The sequence below is a fragment of the uncultured Rhodococcus sp. genome (genome assembly GCF_963525155.1).
GTDB classification, from domain to species: Bacteria; Actinomycetota; Actinomycetes; order Mycobacteriales; family Mycobacteriaceae; genus Rhodococcus_F; species Rhodococcus_F qingshengii.
In genome coordinates, this window is record NZ_CAURKP010000124.1 from 1 (window position 1) to 15,747 (window position 15,747).

Here is a 15,747-nt window from a genome sequence, read left to right on the forward strand (position 1 = left end):
CCCCCCCCAAACACCCCCCACACACACCGCACCCCCAAACTAACTTTCGGGGCCCCCTTCTCTTTACGTGTTTCAGGCCTGGAACGTTTCAGTTCTCGGCTGCCAGCTGGCCACAGGCTGCGGCGATTTCCTGACCGCGCGTATCGCGCACCGTGCACGAGACGCCCTGGGCGATGACCCGACGCACGAACTCACGCTCGACGTCCTTGGGGCTCGCGTCCCACTCGCTACCCGGAGTCGGGTTGAGCGGAATCAGGTTGACGTGCACCAACCCGCCGAGTGCTTTCTTCAGCTTCTTGCCCAGCATGTCCGCGCGCCACGGCTGATCGTTGACGTTCTTGATCATCGCGTACTCGATGGACACACGGCGACCGGTCTTGTCTGCGTAGTACCGGGCAGCCTGAAGTACCTCCGACACTGACCAGCGATTGTTGACCGGCACAAGTGTGTCGCGCAGTTCGTCGTCCGGTGTGTGCAGCGATACCGCCAGCGTGACGCTCAGGCCTTCGTCAGCGAGCTTGCGGATAGCGGGAGCGAGGCCGACGGTCGAGACCGTGACGGACCGCTGAGACAGGCCGAGCCCGTCGGGTGCGGGCGAGGTGATGCGTCGTACCGCTGCCACCACGCGCTTGTAGTTCGCCAAAGGCTCGCCCATACCCATGAACACGACGTTCGAGAGGCGTCCGGGGCCGCCGGCGACTTCGCCGTCGCGCATGGCGGCCGCTGCCTCGCGAACCTGATCGACGATCTCGGCGGTCGAGAGGTTGCGGTCGAGGCCGCCCTGACCCGTCGCACAGAACGGGCAGGCCATTCCGCAGCCCGCCTGACTCGAGATACAGAGTGTCGCCCGATCGGGATAACGCATCAGGACGCTTTCGAGCAGCGTTCCGTCATGTGCCTTCCACAGGGTCTTGCGAGTGTCGCCCGAATCGCACGCGAGGTGCTTGATCGGGGTCAACAAGGTCGGGAACAGCGACTCCCCCACCTTCTCGCGCACCGATGCGGGAAGATCGGTCATCTTCTCCGGATCGGCTTCGAGCCGCGCGTAGTACTGACGCGCCAGCTGATCAGCCCGGAAAGCCGGAAGGCCGAGCTCTTTCACCGCTTCTTTGCGCTCGGCGGAATCGAGATCGGCGAGGTGCCGTGGAGGCATTCCGCGCTTGGGTGCAGTGAAAACGAGGGGAAGAGAGGCAGCCATAGTTACACCATTGTCCCATTGTTTTGGGGTGCTACCCCACTGCCACCCGATTGTGGCCGGATTACCCGTGCAACTTTGCGCAGGTTGCGTGATGATCATGTCATGTCAACCACACCAGAGGATCCGTCGAACTCCCCCGTGTACGGCCCCGCCGACGGTTTCGGTCCCGATCCGGAACTTCCGAAGGTGGGCGAGGACAAGGCAGTGGAAAAACACGATCCGGAACCGACACCGACGCCTGAACCGGTGCCGACCGGAACGTCGGTCACCGACCGAACCAGGGCTGCGACGACCTGGGTTGGCCTGGTCATAGGCGCAATTGTGCTGATCTTACTGCTGGTGTTCATCCTGCAGAACCTCGAGAGCGTCTCCGTCAAGATCCTCGCCTGGCAGATCGACTTTCCGCTCGGAATCACGATCCTGCTTTCCGCCATCGCGGGCGCGTTGATCATGGCGTTGGCAGGTGGCGTTCGCATCATTCAGATCCGGCGCGCAGCGAAGCGGCAGATGTGACTGAAATCTAGTTACGCAATTGGGTCGATCGATGGGCCAGCAGGCATCATTGATGTCGTGGAAATCACCGGAAAGGCCCTGATGTGACTACTCACATGGAGAGACCTGTGACCTCGCTTTTGGCCCCGCTGTTGGATTGGTCGTGGCTCCTCGCCCCCGCGACAAACCCGCAAACCTTCGCCGCCGAACTCGCGTGGGCGGCCGACGCCGTCATTCTCGACCTCGAGGATGCCGTCACCGCACCCAACAAACCAGCTGCCCGCCGCGATGTCGCCGCATTCCTGAGCGAACACAATCACGCCTGGGTTCGGATCAACGACGCCACGACACCATTCTGGGAAGAGGATCTGGCCGTACTCGCGGGCCTCCCCGGACTCGAGGGTGTCATGCTCGCAAAGACCGAAAGCGGTCAGCAGGCCGACGCCACGGCCGAGCGACTTCCCGACGGCACCAAGATTCTTGCTCTCGTCGAATCTGCGGTGGGACTCGAGGCTGCCCCCGAGATCGCACGCACTGACGGCATCTTCCGTCTCGCATTCGGCAGCGGCGACTTCCGGCGCGACACTGGGATGGACGACTCCCCCACGTCGATGTCGTACCCGCGTTCGCGGCTCACCATCGCCAGCCGCGCGGCACGCATCGCTCCGCCGATCGACGGTCCCACGCTCGGCCCCGATCTGGATCTGCTCGCCCGAGACTGTGCGATCACCTTGTCACTCGGCATGGCCGGCAAACTCTGCATGACCACCGCGCAGACTGCCCCCGTCAACGCGGGACTGAGTCCCTCCGTGGCCGACGCGATCTGGGCTCAGAATGTCATCGACGATCTCGGCGAAGACGGCTCACGCGTGCGCGACGGCAGCGACTTGCCCAAGCTCGCCAAGGCGAAGAAGATTCACAAGCTCGCCACCCTGTTCCACATCCCCACCGATCACTGATTTTTTACTACTGAATCGGTGCAGAAAACGTCAGGCGCTCAAGTCGGAGCGCCTGACGTTCGTCTTTTGAGCCCGCCTTCACGCAAGTTCGAGTGATCGTGGTTTGGACCGAACATGGATCCGGTATCGCACCGTGAAGCCCAATCCCGTTACTTGCGAGAACGCACGCTCGGCAGTCTTCTCGGTGAACTCGATTCCGAGTACCCGCCGCATATCGTCTCGATTCTCGAACTCCCACCGGGTGTCGACGCGCGTGAGCGAGAATCCTTGAGCCTCGAAGAACGCTTCGACCGCCGCGGGATCGTATTTGGGCAGATCCGCCCTCATCCACTCTCCGTACGGTCCGGCGCTCACATCGAGGTCCACGATCAGCAAGACTCCCCCGGGCCTCAGGATGCGCATGGCCTCACGAATTCCCGGGCCGCAGCCTTTTCCGAAGAAGTACGCCGTACGGGCATGAACGAGATCGACTGAAGCATCCACCAGACCTGTGGACTCTGCTGAACCCTGGACTACGTCGATCGACGCCGAATCGCGGGTTCGTTCCCGCGCGGCCTTCACCAGCGGTGCGTGCGGCTCCACTCCGACAACACGACGGGCAGTACGAGCGAACTCCGGTAGATGGAACCCCGCCCCACAGCCGACATCGACGACATCGCGTCCAGACCAGTCGACCCGGGCTCGCATCGCAGCCCAGAGGGAACCGTCGACGTCCTGCGCGCGGTTCTCGATTTCGTACACGTCCGGCCAATGCCAGATGTTCGGACTGGGGATCGGCTTGGATCGGCCGGAGAAGAAATCACGCACGAGAAATCAGACGAGTGCGTACAGAATCAGCCAGGTGACAAATGCCGACGGCAGGAGTGAATCCAGGCGGTCCATGATTCCGCCGTGACCGGGAAGCAAGGTTCCCATGTCCTTGATGCCGAGTTCACGCTTGATCTGCGATTCGATCAGGTCGCCGACCGTCGCGACTACCACCAGGACGACACCGAGCAGGACGCCGATCATCGAATTCGCGTCGAGGATCAACGTCACCGAAAGCAAACTGCCGATGACGCAGAAAATGAGGGAGCCGACGAATCCCTCCCAGGACTTCTTCGGGCTCACAGCGGGCACCATCGGATGCTTCCCGAACAGCACTCCAGCCGCGTAGCCGCCGATGTCGGAGCACACGACACCGATCATCAGGACGAAGACGCGACCGGGGCCGTCGTCTTCGAGCACCATCAACGCACCGAATGACGCCAACAGCGGGATCCACGCCAGAACGAACACCGTGATGGAGGTGTCTCTCAGGAAGTTCTTCGGGGTCGCTTTGAGCCCGTGGTCGAACAACCGCCACACCATGCACACCAGAACGGTCGCGGTGAATCCGCTGAGCACCCCGACCGGTCCCCACGGCCAGCCGAGCCAGATCGTGGCTTGCCCGCCGACGAGAAGCGGAATTCGCGGCACCTCGATGTCGGCTTCACGAAGCCGCGTGGTGACCTCCCACGTCGCGATGAACATCGCGATCGCGACGACAGCGATCCATCCCGGGGGCAGGAAGATCAAAGTGCCGATGACCAAGGCGCCGAGGCCAGCTCCGACGCCGATGGCGGCAGGTAGGTTCCTGCCCGCCTTCGACTTCGGCGGTTGCGCGCCCTCAGCGCCGCCCGTAGGCCCGTCCGTGACGGGACCACCGGCGGTTCCCTCTTGTGCGTGCACCCAAACTCCCTGATCTACTCCCGACGACAAACACTGCAAATGAGGAGGCTATACCTCCATCAACTCTGCTTCCTTGTGCTTGACGAGTTCCTCGACCGTGTGCACGTACTTCGCCGTGGTCTTGTCGAGTTCTTTCTCTGCGCGACCGACCTCGTCCTCGCCGGCTTCACCGTCCTTCTGGATCCGGCCGAGTTCGTCCATCGCCTTGCGGCGGATGTTGCGCAGCGTGACCTTCGAATCCTCGCCCTTGGACTTGGCCTGCTTCACCAGTTCACGACGACGCTCTTCCGTGAGCTGCGGAACCGAAATGCGGATGATGCTGCCGTCGTTGGACGGGTTCACACCGAGATCCGAGTTGCGGATCGCCGTCTCGATCGCGTTGAGCTGCGAAGCCTCGTACGGCTTGACGATGACCATGCGGGCCTCGGGGACGTTGATGCTCGCGAGCTGCGTGATCGGCGTGATCGAACCGTAGTAGTCGATCACGATGCGCGAGAACATACCGGGGTTCGCGCGTCCGGTGCGAACCGAGCCGAGATCGTCCTTGGCTACCGTGACAGCCTTTTCCATCTTCTCTTCTGCCTCGAAGAGCGCTTCATCGATCACGGCTGTTCCTCCATGTTGTTCTGCATCATTTTTTGGGTGTCACTCACGACTTGATCAGGGTGCCGATCTTCTCACCGGACACCGCGCGAGCGATGTTTCCTTCGGTGAGGAGGTTGAACACCATCATCGGCATCGAGTTGTCCATGCACAGGCTGAATGCCGTCGCGTCCGCGACCTTGAGCTCACGTTCGATGACCTCACGGTGCGTGATCTGTTCGTACATCGTCGCGTCCGGGTCGAGACGCGGGTCGGCCGAGTAGACGCCGTCGACAGCCTTGGCCATCAGCACTACCTCGGCACCGATCTCCAGCGCGCGCTGCGCAGCAGTGGTGTCAGTCGAGAAGTAGGGCATACCCATCCCGGCACCGAAGATGACTACGCGCCCCTTCTCGAGGTGCCTACGTGCGCGAAGGGGGAGGTACGGCTCGGCGACCTGGCCCATGGTGATGGCCGTCTGCACGCGAGAATCGACGCCCGCCTTCTCCAGGAAATCCTGCAGAGCGAGGCAGTTCATGACGGTGCCTAGCATGCCCATGTAGTCGGAGCGCGCGCGATCGAGGCCACGCTGCTGCAGTTCCGCTCCGCGGAAGAAGTTTCCGCCGCCGATGACCACTGCAACCTGTACGCCCGATCGAACGACCTCTGCGATCTGCTCAGCCACCTTGGTGACCACGTCGGGATCGAGACCGACTTTGCCGCCTCCGAACATTTCGCCGCCGAGTTTGAGCAGGACCCGCTTGAATCCTGGACGTTCGTTGGCTGGTTCGGACATTGTTCTCCTCAGTTCGATACAAGACCGTGTAGGTCCTTCATTCTTCTTCTGCCGCCGAATCGGACACCGCGGCATAGGAAAGCCCCCGGGACTCGTCCCGAGGCACTCTCATCCTGCCTCATCGGAGGCCCCAGGTACACGTAGACCCCGCCGGTAGAGCAATGCTCTTCAGGCGGGGTCCATGTGTGCGGGCTCCGAATTAAGCGGAGGCGCCGACCTCGAAACGCACGAAGCGCTTGATGGTCACGCCTGCCTCGTCGAGGATCGCCTTGACGGTCTTCTTGGAGTCCGTGACCGAAGACTGCTCGGTCAGAACGACGTCCTTGAAGTAACCGTTGACGCGGCCTTCGATGATCTTCGGCAGTGCCTGCTCGGGCTTGCCTTCTGCGCGGGCGGTCTCTTCGGCGATGTGACGCTCGGAAGCGACGATCTCCTCGGGAACCTCGTCACGCGTGACGTACTTCGCCTTGAGTGCTGCGACCTGCATTGCAGCGCCGCGAGCGGCCTCAGCAGCAGCATCGCCTTCACCGGTGTACTCGACGAGAACGCCGACAGCGGGCGGCAAGTCGGAGCTGCGCTTGTGCAGGTAAACGGCAACGGGGCCGTCGAAGGAAGCGACGCGGCTCAGTTCGAGCTTCTCACCGATCTTCGCGGACTGCTCCGCAATGACGGTGTCGATGGTCTTGCCGTCGAGCTCGAGCGCCTTGAGAGCGTCGAGGTCAGCAGGCTTACCAGCAGCAGCGACGGTCACGATCTCGTCGGCCAGCTTGATGAACTCGTCGTTCTTGGCGACGAAGTCGGTCTCGCAGTTGATCTCGATCATGACGCCGTCCTTGGCGACGACGAGACCCTCAGCGGTAGTGCGCTCTGCGCGCTTTCCGACATCCTTCGCGCCCTTGATGCGCAGCTGCTCGACGGCCTTGTCGAAATCGCCGTCTGCATCTGCGAGTGCGTTCTTACATGCCATCATTCCGGAGCCGGTGAGCTCACGGAGCCGCTTGACGTCAGCGGCGGTGTAGTTCGCCATGATTAGCGAGCCTCCTCATGTGTCTGTTTCGGACCTAGGACTAACGGTGAAGCACGGCCTAACGGTGAAGCACGGCCTGACGGTGGTGCTCGGGCCTAACGGTGAAACGGCCCTGACCAAAAGAACTCTTGGTCAGGGCCGGTTTCAACGAATCAGGCCTCGGTGGCCGGTGCCTCTGCGGCGGGGGCTGCCTCAGCCTCTGCAGCCGGAGCTGCCTCAGCCTCTGCAGCCGGAGCTGCCTCAGCCTCTGCGGCCGGAGCTGCCTGCGAGAGCAGTTCCTGCTCCCACTCGGCGAGGGGCTCGCCTGCGCCGGCTTCGGGCTTCGCGTCCTTGTCGGCGCTCAGTCCTGCACGTGCCTGCACACCTTCGGCAACCGCGGAAGCGACAACCTTGGTCAGCAGTGCTGCGGAACGGATGGCGTCGTCGTTGCCCGGGATCGGGTAGTCGACGAGGTCGGGGTCGCAGTTGGTGTCCAGGATCGCGATGACCGGGATGTTCAGCTTGCGAGCCTCGGCAACTGCCAGGTGCTCCTTGTTGGTGTCGACGATCCACACCGCGGAAGGAACCTTGGCCATGTCGCGGATACCACCGAGGGTGCGATCCAGCTTGGTCATCTCACGCGTGAGCATGAGGATTTCCTTCTTGGTGCGACCTTCGAATCCACCGGTCTGCTCCATTGCCTCGAGCTCCTTGAGGCGAAGCAGACGCTTGTGAACGGTGGTGAAGTTGGTGAGCATGCCGCCGAGCCAACGCTGGTTGACGTAGGGCATTCCGACGCGAGTCGCTTCGGAAGCGATGGACTCCTGCGCCTGCTTCTTGGTACCGACGAAGAGAACGGTGCCGCCGTGGGCAACGGTCTCCTTGACGAACTCGTACGCCTTGTCGATGTACGTCAGCGTCTGCTGGAGGTCGATGATGTAGATGCCGTTGCGGTCGGTCAAGATGAATCGCTTCATCTTCGGGTTCCAGCGACGGGTCTGATGTCCGAAGTGGGTTCCACTATCGAGCATCTGCTTCATGGTTACGACAGCCATGGCTGTGTACCTCAAACTTTCAATCCGGTTGATGCAGGCGATCGGGTGATCCCTGCCCTGGCACCCGCACGGCCGTCGGACCTGTTTCGTGAGAACCAGGACCAGCCGAGGCCGGAAAACGTGCGCGGGCGCGCGAAGTCGGACTGTGCGAGCACAGACCGCTCGACAAGTGTACGTCCTCGTCCCCCGATGCCATAACCACCCCGGAAGCAACAGACCGAACCGGCGGTTGTGGATCGGCGGCTACCTTGTGGATTACCCGTCTGATCTGCATTGAAGCGTGCGCTACTCCACGCAAGATCAAGGAATGACGATGTTGCGCGGAGCTCGACGAGGCGTGGCCTTCGCCGTGATCTCCTGCTGTGTCGCCGTAGGCACGGCGTCAGCAGACACGCGATTCGACTGGCCGCTCGCTCCTCGGCCGCACGTGGAACGCGCTTTCGACAAACCGGCCGAGAACTGGCTGCCGGGTCATCGCGGGGTCGATCTCGGCGGCAGCGCCGGCCAATCCGTCCTCGCGGCCGGTGACGGCATCGTGGTGTTCGCGGGAGTGGTCGCCGGAAAGCCGACGGTGTCGATCGATCATTCCGGCGGCCTACGCACGACCTACGAACCCGTCACCGCAGTCGTTCGCACAGGTGAACGCGTCGCAGCCAGGTCAGTGATCGGAACCCTCGAAACCGGGCACGAAGGGTGCGCTGTCGAAGCATGTTTGCACTGGGGCTTGCGCAGAGGACGCGAGTATCTCGATCCACTCGGACTGGTTCGGTCGCACCCGCTCAGGCTCAAGCCATTGAAAGGAGGCTGATCGGTCGCAGAAATCGGTCGCAGAATCAGTGCCACTCGGAGACGGCGTGCCGACCCACAGCGTCCGCGAAGTCGTCGGCCACCATCGCTGCCAGTTCCATGAACGCTCGTCTGGTGGCCGGTCGCATCAATTCGAGGTCCATCACCGACCCCTCCGCGAGATGCTCGTCGAAAGGAATGACCTCGACGGCGCGGCATCGACGCATGAAATAGTCCACCAACGCGTCCATGTCGATGACGCTCGACCCTGGTCGGGCGGCGCTGATGACGACGACGGTCCGCTCGACCAGATGGCCGTATCCGTGCAACTGAAGCCAATCGAGCGTTGCCGCCGCACTGCGCGCTCCGTCGATTGCCGGCGAACTGACCAGAACCAACGAATTGGCAAGATCCAGAACGCCGTTCATCGCCGAGTGCATGATCCCGGTACCGCAATCAGTGAGGATGATGTTGTAGTAGACCTGCAAGATGTCGATGACCTGGCGATAGTCGGCCTCGCTGAATGCCTCCGAAATCGCCGGATCCTGCTCACTCGCCAGCACCTCGAGACGACTCGACGACTGGGATGTGTGCACTCGAACGTCCGAATAGCTCTTTATGTCCGGTCTAGCAGCAATCAGATCGCGCACTGTCGAATTGGTCTGCAGCGGAACACGTTGTGCCAAAGTCCCGAAATCGGGATTGGCGTCAACCGCCACGACGCAGTCACCACGCAGCGAAGCAAACGTCGCACCGAGTCCGACCGTGACCGTCGTCTTGCCCACTCCCCCTTTGAGCGAGAGCAGAGCGACTCGGTAGTCGTTGCGGATCGGCTGCTCGATTCGGGCGGCCAGTGCACGGTTGCGCTGTTCGTTGGTCGAATCCCCCAGATTGACCACACCTCCGGTCGCACGATGCAATCCCCTACGCCAGCCGCCACGCGGCGTCCGTTTCGGGCGTTTCAGTAAAGCTTCGGCAACCAGATCCTGGTTTGTCACCTGCTGTTGGCTCGACGGTGGCGGTGGCGTGGACCAGACCTCTTGCAGTCGCGCCACAGGCTCCGGCGTCGGCGCCGGCTCGGGAGCCGGTTGCGGCGATTCGGACAGCCAGGCTGGTTGGCCGCTGTTCGGCAGGTGCTTCACATCTTGGCGGTTCACGAATCCCCCGGATATCGCATGTAATCGAGTGTCTCGACACGACGATCGAACTTTGCCGATTGTTCACTCTTCTGAGCTGCGACGCTACCAAATACCAGCCGAGAACTCGCGTCGCTCCACAAATCAGGCGCGCGGATGGGCCTGATCGTGGACGGATCGAAGCCGTTCGACCGACACGTGCGTGTACAGCTGAGTGGTCGCCAAACTCGCATGACCGAGGAGTTCTTGGACCACACGAAGGTCCGCACCACCCTCCAGCAAATGTGTCGCAGCCGAGTGCCGAAGCCCGTGCGGACCCATGTCGGGAGCCCCTGGAATTGCAGCCATGGTTTCGTGGACCACCGAACGCGCCTGACGCTGATCGAGCCGGCCGCCTCGAACTCCGAGGAGCAACGCTCGCCCGGACCGATCCGAACACAGCGCGGGTCGTCCGTGCTCCAGCCAGCCGTTCAGTGCCGATTCTGCGGGCAGGCCGTATGGCACCGACCGCTCCTTGTTCCCCTTGCCGAGAACACGAAGCAAACGTCGATCCGCATCGACCGACTCGACGTCCAGCCCACACAACTCGCCGACTCGAATTCCGGTGGAGTACAACAATTCCACGATGAGTCGGTCTCGCAGGGCGAGCGGCTCTTGTTGCTGCGCACCGCTTTCCGCCGCATCCATTGCGTCGAGGGCCTGGCTCTGACGCAGCACCGTCGGCAGCGTCCGGCGAGCGGGTGGAGCCGCCAGACGTGTGCCCGGGTCGACGGAAATGCGTCCAGTCTGCGCGAGCCACGCAGTGAACCCACGCGCCGAAGAAGCCCGTCGAGCTACCGTCGTACGGGCTGTTCCTACGGCATTCTGGGCGGCCAACCACGAACGCATGACTCCAAGGTCGAGGCGGTCGAGATCTGCATTCTCCGAACCCGCGGAGAAATGGGTCAGCAATGCCCGCGCGTCACCGACGTAGGCGCGGATCGTGTGTTCCGACCGGCCTCGGCTCAGTCGGAGGTGCTCGGCATACGCATCGAGGTGAACGCTCAAGCTCGCCGGCAATGCGTCAGTCATGAACACACGCTCGCTCGCCGCGATTGAAACTGCAAGCTCCCTCGCCGATAGGGTTGATCGGTGAATCGAGCAATTCCTCTGAAGATGTTGTGCGTACTGGCACTGATTTCCGCAATCGCTCCACTGTCCATCGACATGTACCTGCCCGGCCTACCGTTGATGGCGGATGCACTCGACACTACTGCGGCCAGCGTTCAACTCACGCTGACCACCTTCATGGCAGGCCTCGGAATCGGCCAGCTGATCATCGGTCCGATCTCCGACGGACTTGGCAGGCGACGAATACTGCTGGCCGCGACAATCATCACGGCACTGAGCGGCGCGGCATGCGCGGTGGCGCCGAACATCGAGTTTCTCATCGGTGCACGACTCGTCCAGGGCTTGAGTGGAGGCGCTGCCATCGTTCTTGCCCGCGCTTGTATTGGCGACCGAGCGCGTGGCGACGACGCAGCGAAGCTCTTCAGCATCATGATGATCATCGGCGGTATCGCTCCCGTGGTCGCGCCACTGATCGGCGGCGCACTTCTCGGCCCCGTCGGGTGGCGCGGGATCTTCTGGGTCCTGGCGGTCGCGGGCGCTGTAATGGTGGCTGGTGTCGTTTTGCTCGTTCCCGAGACACTTCCGCCCGAGCGACGCCACGGCGGCGGATTGAAGGCCCTGATCTCGAATCTGCGATACGTGGTCCGCAATCGGCACTACCTCGGATATGCGCTCGCATTCGTCTTCGGATTCGGCGCCCTGTTCGCGTACATCTCCGCGTCACCGTTCGTCGTTCAGAACGTTCTCGGGCTGAGTCCGTCACAATTCTCGATCGTGTTCGCAGTGAACGCCACCGGAATGGTCACGGCAGCGATGATCACCACTCGCCTGCTCGGCCGCGTCGGAGCACGCACGCTGCTGCGTTTCGGGGTGTGCCTACTCCTCACGGGCGGCGCCGTATTGTTCTGCACCAGCGTGGTTTTCAGTTCCACGAATACCTGGTTGATCTTGGTCCCACTGTTCGTGGCAATTTCGAGCATCGGGTTCATCATGGGGAATGCGACCGCTCTCGCCCAAGGAGAGGTCACCAACGCGGCCGGGACCGGTTCAGCGCTGATGGGAGCGGGCCAGTTCGGCTTGGCGGCGCTGGTTTCGCCATTGGTGGGAATTGCGGGAGAAGACACGGCAGTTCCGATGGCAATCGCAATTCCCACCTTCGGAGTTCTCGCGGCCGTTGCGCTCGTGTTGCTGACTCGCGGCACGGCCGCCGCGAGTTAGTTTTCGGCCGCAGCGAGTTCGGACTTCCAGACCCGGAAGCCCTCTTCGGTGCGACCACGACGCCAATAGCCGGAAATGGAAGCGGCCGACGCCGGGACATTTCGTTCCTTGCGAATGTACGGCCGGAGGTTGTGCATGACGGCTTGCGCTTCACCGTGAATGAACACGTGCGGTTCGCCCGGCAACCACTCGAGAGCCTTGACCGCGGCGACAACCGGAGCGTTGTCGCCCGCCAATTCTTCGCCGACCGCGTCGGACGATGCCCCGCGATGCAGCCAGGTCACGGCAATACCTTCTGGGGCATCGAGCGCGATTTCGTCTTCCGGTCCACCGACTTCGACGACGGCGTAGCCGACCGCATCCGGCGCCAATCTCGCTATCGACGCGGAAATAGCGGGTATTGCGGTCTCGTCTCCGACGAAGAGATACCAATCAGCGGTTGGTGACGGCGAAAACGCGCCACCGGGTCCCCGCAGAGTAATCTCAGCGCCCGGCTGAACCGACGCGGCCCACGGACCTGCAACACCCATGTCGCCGTGGACGACAAAATCGATTGCAATCTCTTTGGCATCAAGATCGTACGATCGAATCGTGTAGGTGCGCAGTGTCGGCTGATCAGGAGTGCCGAATTCGATCTTTACATAGGAATCGCTGTATTCGCTGGGAGTGAACGACTCGAAGCCTGGTCCCCCGAGAAACACTCGTACCATATGGGGGGTCAATTGTTCGGTCCGCAGAACCGTCAATGCAGTTGTCGGCTTGGCCACAGAAAGATCCTTCCGAAAGTTAGTGTTACCTAACTAATGTACACGACTATTGCAGCACGAGGGCGAAATACCTCGCCGGCGACTCCACACAGCGCTCTGTCGACCTTTGTGCACAGCGAAAGAAACCGACCAATCTGCTGGGTAAATTCGGTGCGGCATAGACGAATTATCTGATCAGCTTCACATGGACGACCTGTCGGACAAAGCCGTCCGAGAACTCGGCAAAGCAACAGTAAAATACACCTCTGGCTCCCGGCGAGTTCGCCGAGAGCCAGAGGTGTATTTAATTCAATCTAGTGTGCAGCATCGAAAGCGTCGATGATTTCCGCTTTGATACGCCCACGCGGAGCAACTTCGTAACCGTTCTTACCTGCCCAGTCACGGATGGCCTGGAGCGTCTCCTTGGAGCGTCCGGAACCTGATGTGGCCTGCGGAGATGCAGCCTGAGCCTTCTTGCCGCGCTTCCCGCTCACCTTCGCAGCAGCCTCGACGAACGGCTTCACCGCAGCGTCGAACTTCTCTGCATTGGTGGCGCGCAGATCGATCACGTAATCCGTTCCCTGGTAAGAGAACTCAATTCGATCACCGAATCCATCGTCAATCGGCTTACCATCAAGGTCGTCGATGAGTTGCCGAATCAGCTTCTCAGCCATTGCACTCCTCTTTCAATGATCGATTCAATTCTCCTTCACAATACACAGATAGAGCGTTGATGAACAAAAGAAGTTCGAAAGCCTTCACCGTTTCCGAACAGACTCAATGGTCCGAATTAGCAGCGGGTTAGCGGCATTGCCTCGACCGAACACGACCCTGAAAATTCTGCACATTCATCCCTCGGATGCCGGGTGCCAATCAATGCCCGCCGTCATCGTGAGCCAGACTAATCGGACTTCCATGCACATTGACCTGAGGCTTTCCTGAGACCCGTCGAACTTGCAGGTCGAGTCGGCGAAACGCATCGAGAATTACATTGCACACAGTCGAGCAAATTCGTGAAAAATAGCCCTGACGTGCCATTTCCGATGCGCTGCGGGTATTGACGATTCACGGTCTTCACAAACGATTAGTGAGCATCGCCACGCATGGTCTGACGGGCGCGGAAGTAGTTCACGTACTACCGCGTCCGAAACCAACCACTGGAATCAGAACTTGCAAATCCCTCCAGTTCGAGCAGAGGAAGAGTGGCACGAACCTGAGCTATGAGCAATCCCGATTCCTCGGACAACTCACGCGTACTGCGAGACCCCGTTCCCGGCAATGCTTCGTATACCAATCGAGAATTGCCTCGCAATGCGTCGATGTCACGCGTCGCGGCTGCATCCTCCGCGGAATCCCCGACTCCAAATGGGCCTGACGCTTCGACTACATCCACGGCATTGGAAACGAGTTGCGCTTCACCTTCGCGGATCATCCGGTGACATCCGGTCGACGATGCCGAGGTAACCGGTCCGGGCACCGCCATCACGGGACGGCCTAACTTCCGAGCCCAATTGGCGGTATTGCGTGCCCCACTGCGCCAACCCGCCTCGACCACCACTACTCCGTCCGACAACGCAGCTACCAGTCGATTCCTTGCCAGAAACCGGAACTTTGCAGGTGTTGTGCCCGGCGGATATTCACTTATCACTGCACCCGAACTCGCTATCTGTTTGAGTAGTCGCGCATGCCCTGACGGATACGCTCGATCGACCCCACAGGCCAAGACAGCCAGCGTGGTTCCACCTACGCCCAATGCAGCGCGGTGCGCGGCCCCGTCGATACCGAAGGCCGCCCCGGAAATCACGGTCCATCCGTCGACAGCCAGGTCACCGGCAATCTCTGCCGTCACGTGTTCGCCGTACGCAGTAGATGCCCGCGTGCCCACAATTCCAACCGATCTCTCGGTCAGATCAACCAAATCCCCGGACCCCAACACCCACAACACAAATGGTGCCGTCTCACCCCCGGAGGGATCGAGTCCGTCAAAGGAAAGCATTCGCCACGCCGGCCAATCGGCGCAATTCGGTGTTACGAGTCTGCCACCCATCGCCTCCATCAGGTCGAGGTCTCGTTGGGCTGTGTCGATGTGAGCGCGGGCTCGCGTCTTCTCCTCGATTGCGGGTGGCAGATCGCCGTTGCGGACCGCCCTCGCAGTTTCTTCGACCCCGAGCTCGTCGATCAACATGGACATATGCGCGCTAGGGCCCTGCACGACGCGGGACAGATATGCCCAAGCGAGTAGTCGTGGATCGTGTGCAGTCATTGAAATCCCCTGTCTCGGAAGTCGAGTGCGGTGACAACTTGGTCTGGTCCGGGCATCGCTTCACCTGCCAGATCGGCTACACTCCAGGCAACCCGCAACGCTCGGTCCGCCCCACGAGCAGTGATGACACCTTTACGCAGCGCCCGTTCCACCGGCGCCAGCGCTGCACGCGAGAGTCTGAACTTCTGTCTCAACGCCGGCCCTGGTACTTCCGCGTTGGTCCGCCACCCGTACTCACTCCACCGCTGGGCTGCAGTGTCTCGAGCCGCCGCCACGCGCGCACGAACATCGCTGGTGCTTTCCCCCACTTCGTCGATCAGCGCTCCGGTTGCTACCGCCTGCATCCGGACCCTGATGTCGACTCGGTCCAACAACGGGCCAGACAATTTCCCCAGGTAACGGCGACGCGCCGCGGGTGCGCAGACGCAGTCCGCGTCTCGCGGCGGCGCGCATGGGCACGGATTCGCGGCCAGTATCAGCTGGAACCGCGCCGGGTACCGAGCAACTCCGTCCCGCCGGGCGATTCGCACTTCCCCGTCTTCGAGTGGTGTGCGTAGCGCTTCGAGCACCTTCACCCCGATCTCGGCACATTCGTCGAGAAACAGCACGCCGCGATGGGCGCGACTGACCGCACCAGGACGAGCCATCCCACTACCACCACCCACCAGCGAACTGACCGACGAACTGTGA

General features: G+C 61.7%; 17 protein-coding genes. 4 read left to right on the forward strand and 13 right to left on the reverse strand.

From position 1 onward, the window contains the following. Positions 1-88: 88 nt before the first annotated feature. Positions 89-1,198 (reverse strand): 23S rRNA (adenine(2503)-C(2))-methyltransferase RlmN, encoded by a 1,110-nt coding sequence (rlmN, locus tag RWT78_RS20940; RefSeq protein WP_003942816.1) that lies wholly within the window; start codon positions 1,196-1,198, stop codon positions 89-91. 102 nt (positions 1,199-1,300) lie between these two features. Here rlmN and RWT78_RS20945 point away from each other — a divergent pair, with 102 nt between their 5' ends. Both RWT78_RS20945 and RWT78_RS20950 read left to right on the forward strand, forming a co-directional pair. Further along, positions 1,301-1,711 (forward strand): lipopolysaccharide assembly LapA domain-containing protein, encoded by a 411-nt coding sequence (locus tag RWT78_RS20945; RefSeq protein WP_020969349.1) that lies wholly within the window; start codon positions 1,301-1,303, stop codon positions 1,709-1,711. Between the two features lie 95 nt (positions 1,712-1,806). Continuing rightward, on the forward strand, positions 1,807-2,649 hold the full coding sequence (locus RWT78_RS20950) for a CoA ester lyase (protein WP_314677890.1): 843 nt from the start codon (positions 1,807-1,809) through the stop codon (positions 2,647-2,649). A 78-nt stretch (positions 2,650-2,727) separates the two neighbouring features. Here the strand turns inward: RWT78_RS20950 and RWT78_RS20955 are convergent, their stop codons facing one another. The 6 genes from RWT78_RS20955 to rpsB all read right to left on the reverse strand — a co-directional run bounded on the left by RWT78_RS20955 (position 2,728) and on the right by rpsB (position 7,798). Beyond that, positions 2,728-3,456 (reverse strand): class I SAM-dependent methyltransferase, encoded by a 729-nt coding sequence (locus RWT78_RS20955; protein ID WP_314677892.1) that lies wholly within the window; start codon positions 3,454-3,456, stop codon positions 2,728-2,730. Between the two features lie 6 nt (positions 3,457-3,462). Beyond that, the gene (locus tag RWT78_RS20960) at positions 3,463-4,359 is read right to left on the reverse strand and encodes a phosphatidate cytidylyltransferase (RefSeq protein WP_003942673.1); all 897 of its coding nucleotides are present in this window, start codon (positions 4,357-4,359) and stop codon (positions 3,463-3,465) included. Between the two features lie 48 nt (positions 4,360-4,407). Next, positions 4,408-4,965: a ribosome recycling factor gene (gene frr, locus RWT78_RS20965; RefSeq protein ID WP_003942777.1), complete on the reverse strand. Its 558-nt coding sequence runs from the start codon at positions 4,963-4,965 to the stop codon at positions 4,408-4,410. Between the two features lie 43 nt (positions 4,966-5,008). After that, positions 5,009-5,737, reverse strand: coding sequence for a UMP kinase (gene pyrH / locus RWT78_RS20970; protein WP_003942722.1), 729 nt, complete (start codon positions 5,735-5,737; stop codon positions 5,009-5,011). 199 nt (positions 5,738-5,936) lie between these two features. Continuing rightward, the gene (gene tsf, locus RWT78_RS20975; protein WP_007734877.1) at positions 5,937-6,764 is read right to left on the reverse strand and encodes a translation elongation factor Ts; all 828 of its coding nucleotides are present in this window, start codon (positions 6,762-6,764) and stop codon (positions 5,937-5,939) included. 152 nt (positions 6,765-6,916) lie between these two features. Beyond that, positions 6,917-7,798, reverse strand: a complete 882-nt coding sequence (rpsB, locus tag RWT78_RS20980) for a 30S ribosomal protein S2 (protein WP_113682954.1) — start codon at positions 7,796-7,798, stop codon at positions 6,917-6,919. A gap of 313 nt (positions 7,799-8,111) precedes the next feature. Between rpsB and RWT78_RS20985 the strand changes: the two genes are divergently transcribed. Then, positions 8,112-8,606 carry a M23 family metallopeptidase gene (locus RWT78_RS20985; protein ID WP_256520616.1) on the forward strand — a complete coding sequence of 165 codons (495 nt, stop codon included), beginning with the start codon at positions 8,112-8,114 and terminating at the stop codon, positions 8,604-8,606. 25 nt (positions 8,607-8,631) lie between these two features. Here RWT78_RS20985 and RWT78_RS20990 read toward each other — a convergent pair whose 3' ends face one another. Both RWT78_RS20990 and RWT78_RS20995 read right to left on the reverse strand, forming a co-directional pair. Then, positions 8,632-9,741 (reverse strand): MinD/ParA family protein, encoded by a 1,110-nt coding sequence (locus RWT78_RS20990; protein ID WP_003942711.1) that lies wholly within the window; start codon positions 9,739-9,741, stop codon positions 8,632-8,634. A gap of 123 nt (positions 9,742-9,864) precedes the next feature. Beyond that, positions 9,865-10,791, reverse strand: a complete 927-nt coding sequence (locus RWT78_RS20995) for a tyrosine recombinase XerC (protein ID WP_164490574.1) — start codon at positions 10,789-10,791, stop codon at positions 9,865-9,867. An 84-nt stretch (positions 10,792-10,875) separates the two neighbouring features. On the opposite strand from RWT78_RS20995, the gene RWT78_RS21000 reads away from it, so the two are divergent. After that, the gene (locus RWT78_RS21000) at positions 10,876-12,048 is read left to right on the forward strand and encodes a multidrug effflux MFS transporter (RefSeq protein WP_314677915.1); all 1,173 of its coding nucleotides are present in this window, start codon (positions 10,876-10,878) and stop codon (positions 12,046-12,048) included. On the opposite strand, the gene RWT78_RS21005 is transcribed toward RWT78_RS21000, so the two are convergent. The 4 genes from RWT78_RS21005 to RWT78_RS21020 all read right to left on the reverse strand — a co-directional run. Further along, positions 12,045-12,815, reverse strand: coding sequence for a siderophore-interacting protein (locus RWT78_RS21005; RefSeq protein ID WP_075832967.1), 771 nt, complete (start codon positions 12,813-12,815; stop codon positions 12,045-12,047). The two genes, RWT78_RS21000 and RWT78_RS21005, sit on opposite strands and share 4 nt — an antisense overlap. A gap of 293 nt (positions 12,816-13,108) precedes the next feature. After that, positions 13,109-13,468, reverse strand: a complete 360-nt coding sequence (locus RWT78_RS21010) for an Lsr2 family protein (RefSeq protein ID WP_003942721.1) — start codon at positions 13,466-13,468, stop codon at positions 13,109-13,111. A gap of 461 nt (positions 13,469-13,929) precedes the next feature. After that, positions 13,930-15,057: a DNA-processing protein DprA gene (gene dprA, locus RWT78_RS21015; protein ID WP_256520615.1), complete on the reverse strand. Its 1,128-nt coding sequence runs from the start codon at positions 15,055-15,057 to the stop codon at positions 13,930-13,932. Beyond that, on the reverse strand, positions 15,054-15,747 hold a 694-nt coding region (locus RWT78_RS21020; protein WP_030535669.1), incomplete at its 5' end, for an ATP-binding protein. The genes dprA and RWT78_RS21020, both read right to left, overlap by 4 nt.

Excerpts from the sequence above, each read along its gene's own strand:
- rlmN (WP_003942816.1), bottom strand. The coding sequence starts at position 1,198 with ATGGCTGCCTCTCTTCCCCTCGTTTTCACTGCACCCAAGCGCGGAATG.
- RWT78_RS20945 (WP_020969349.1), top strand. The coding sequence starts at position 1,301 with ATGTCAACCACACCAGAGGATCCGTCGAACTCCCCCGTGTACGGCCCC.
- RWT78_RS20950 (WP_314677890.1), top strand. The coding sequence starts at position 1,807 with ATGGAGAGACCTGTGACCTCGCTTTTGGCCCCGCTGTTGGATTGGTCG.
- pyrH (WP_003942722.1), bottom strand. The coding sequence starts at position 5,737 with ATGTCCGAACCAGCCAACGAACGTCCAGGATTCAAGCGGGTCCTGCTC.
- tsf (WP_007734877.1), bottom strand. The coding sequence starts at position 6,764 with ATGGCGAACTACACCGCCGCTGACGTCAAGCGGCTCCGTGAGCTCACC.
- rpsB (WP_113682954.1), bottom strand. The coding sequence starts at position 7,798 with ATGGCTGTCGTAACCATGAAGCAGATGCTCGATAGTGGAACCCACTTC.
- RWT78_RS20985 (WP_256520616.1), top strand. The coding sequence starts at position 8,112 with ATGTTGCGCGGAGCTCGACGAGGCGTGGCCTTCGCCGTGATCTCCTGC.
- RWT78_RS20995 (WP_164490574.1), bottom strand. The coding sequence starts at position 10,791 with ATGACTGACGCATTGCCGGCGAGCTTGAGCGTTCACCTCGATGCGTAT.
- RWT78_RS21000 (WP_314677915.1), top strand. The coding sequence starts at position 10,876 with ATGTTGTGCGTACTGGCACTGATTTCCGCAATCGCTCCACTGTCCATC.
- RWT78_RS21010 (WP_003942721.1), bottom strand. The coding sequence starts at position 13,468 with ATGGCTGAGAAGCTGATTCGGCAACTCATCGACGACCTTGATGGTAAG.
- dprA (WP_256520615.1), bottom strand. The coding sequence starts at position 15,057 with ATGACTGCACACGATCCACGACTACTCGCTTGGGCATATCTGTCCCGC.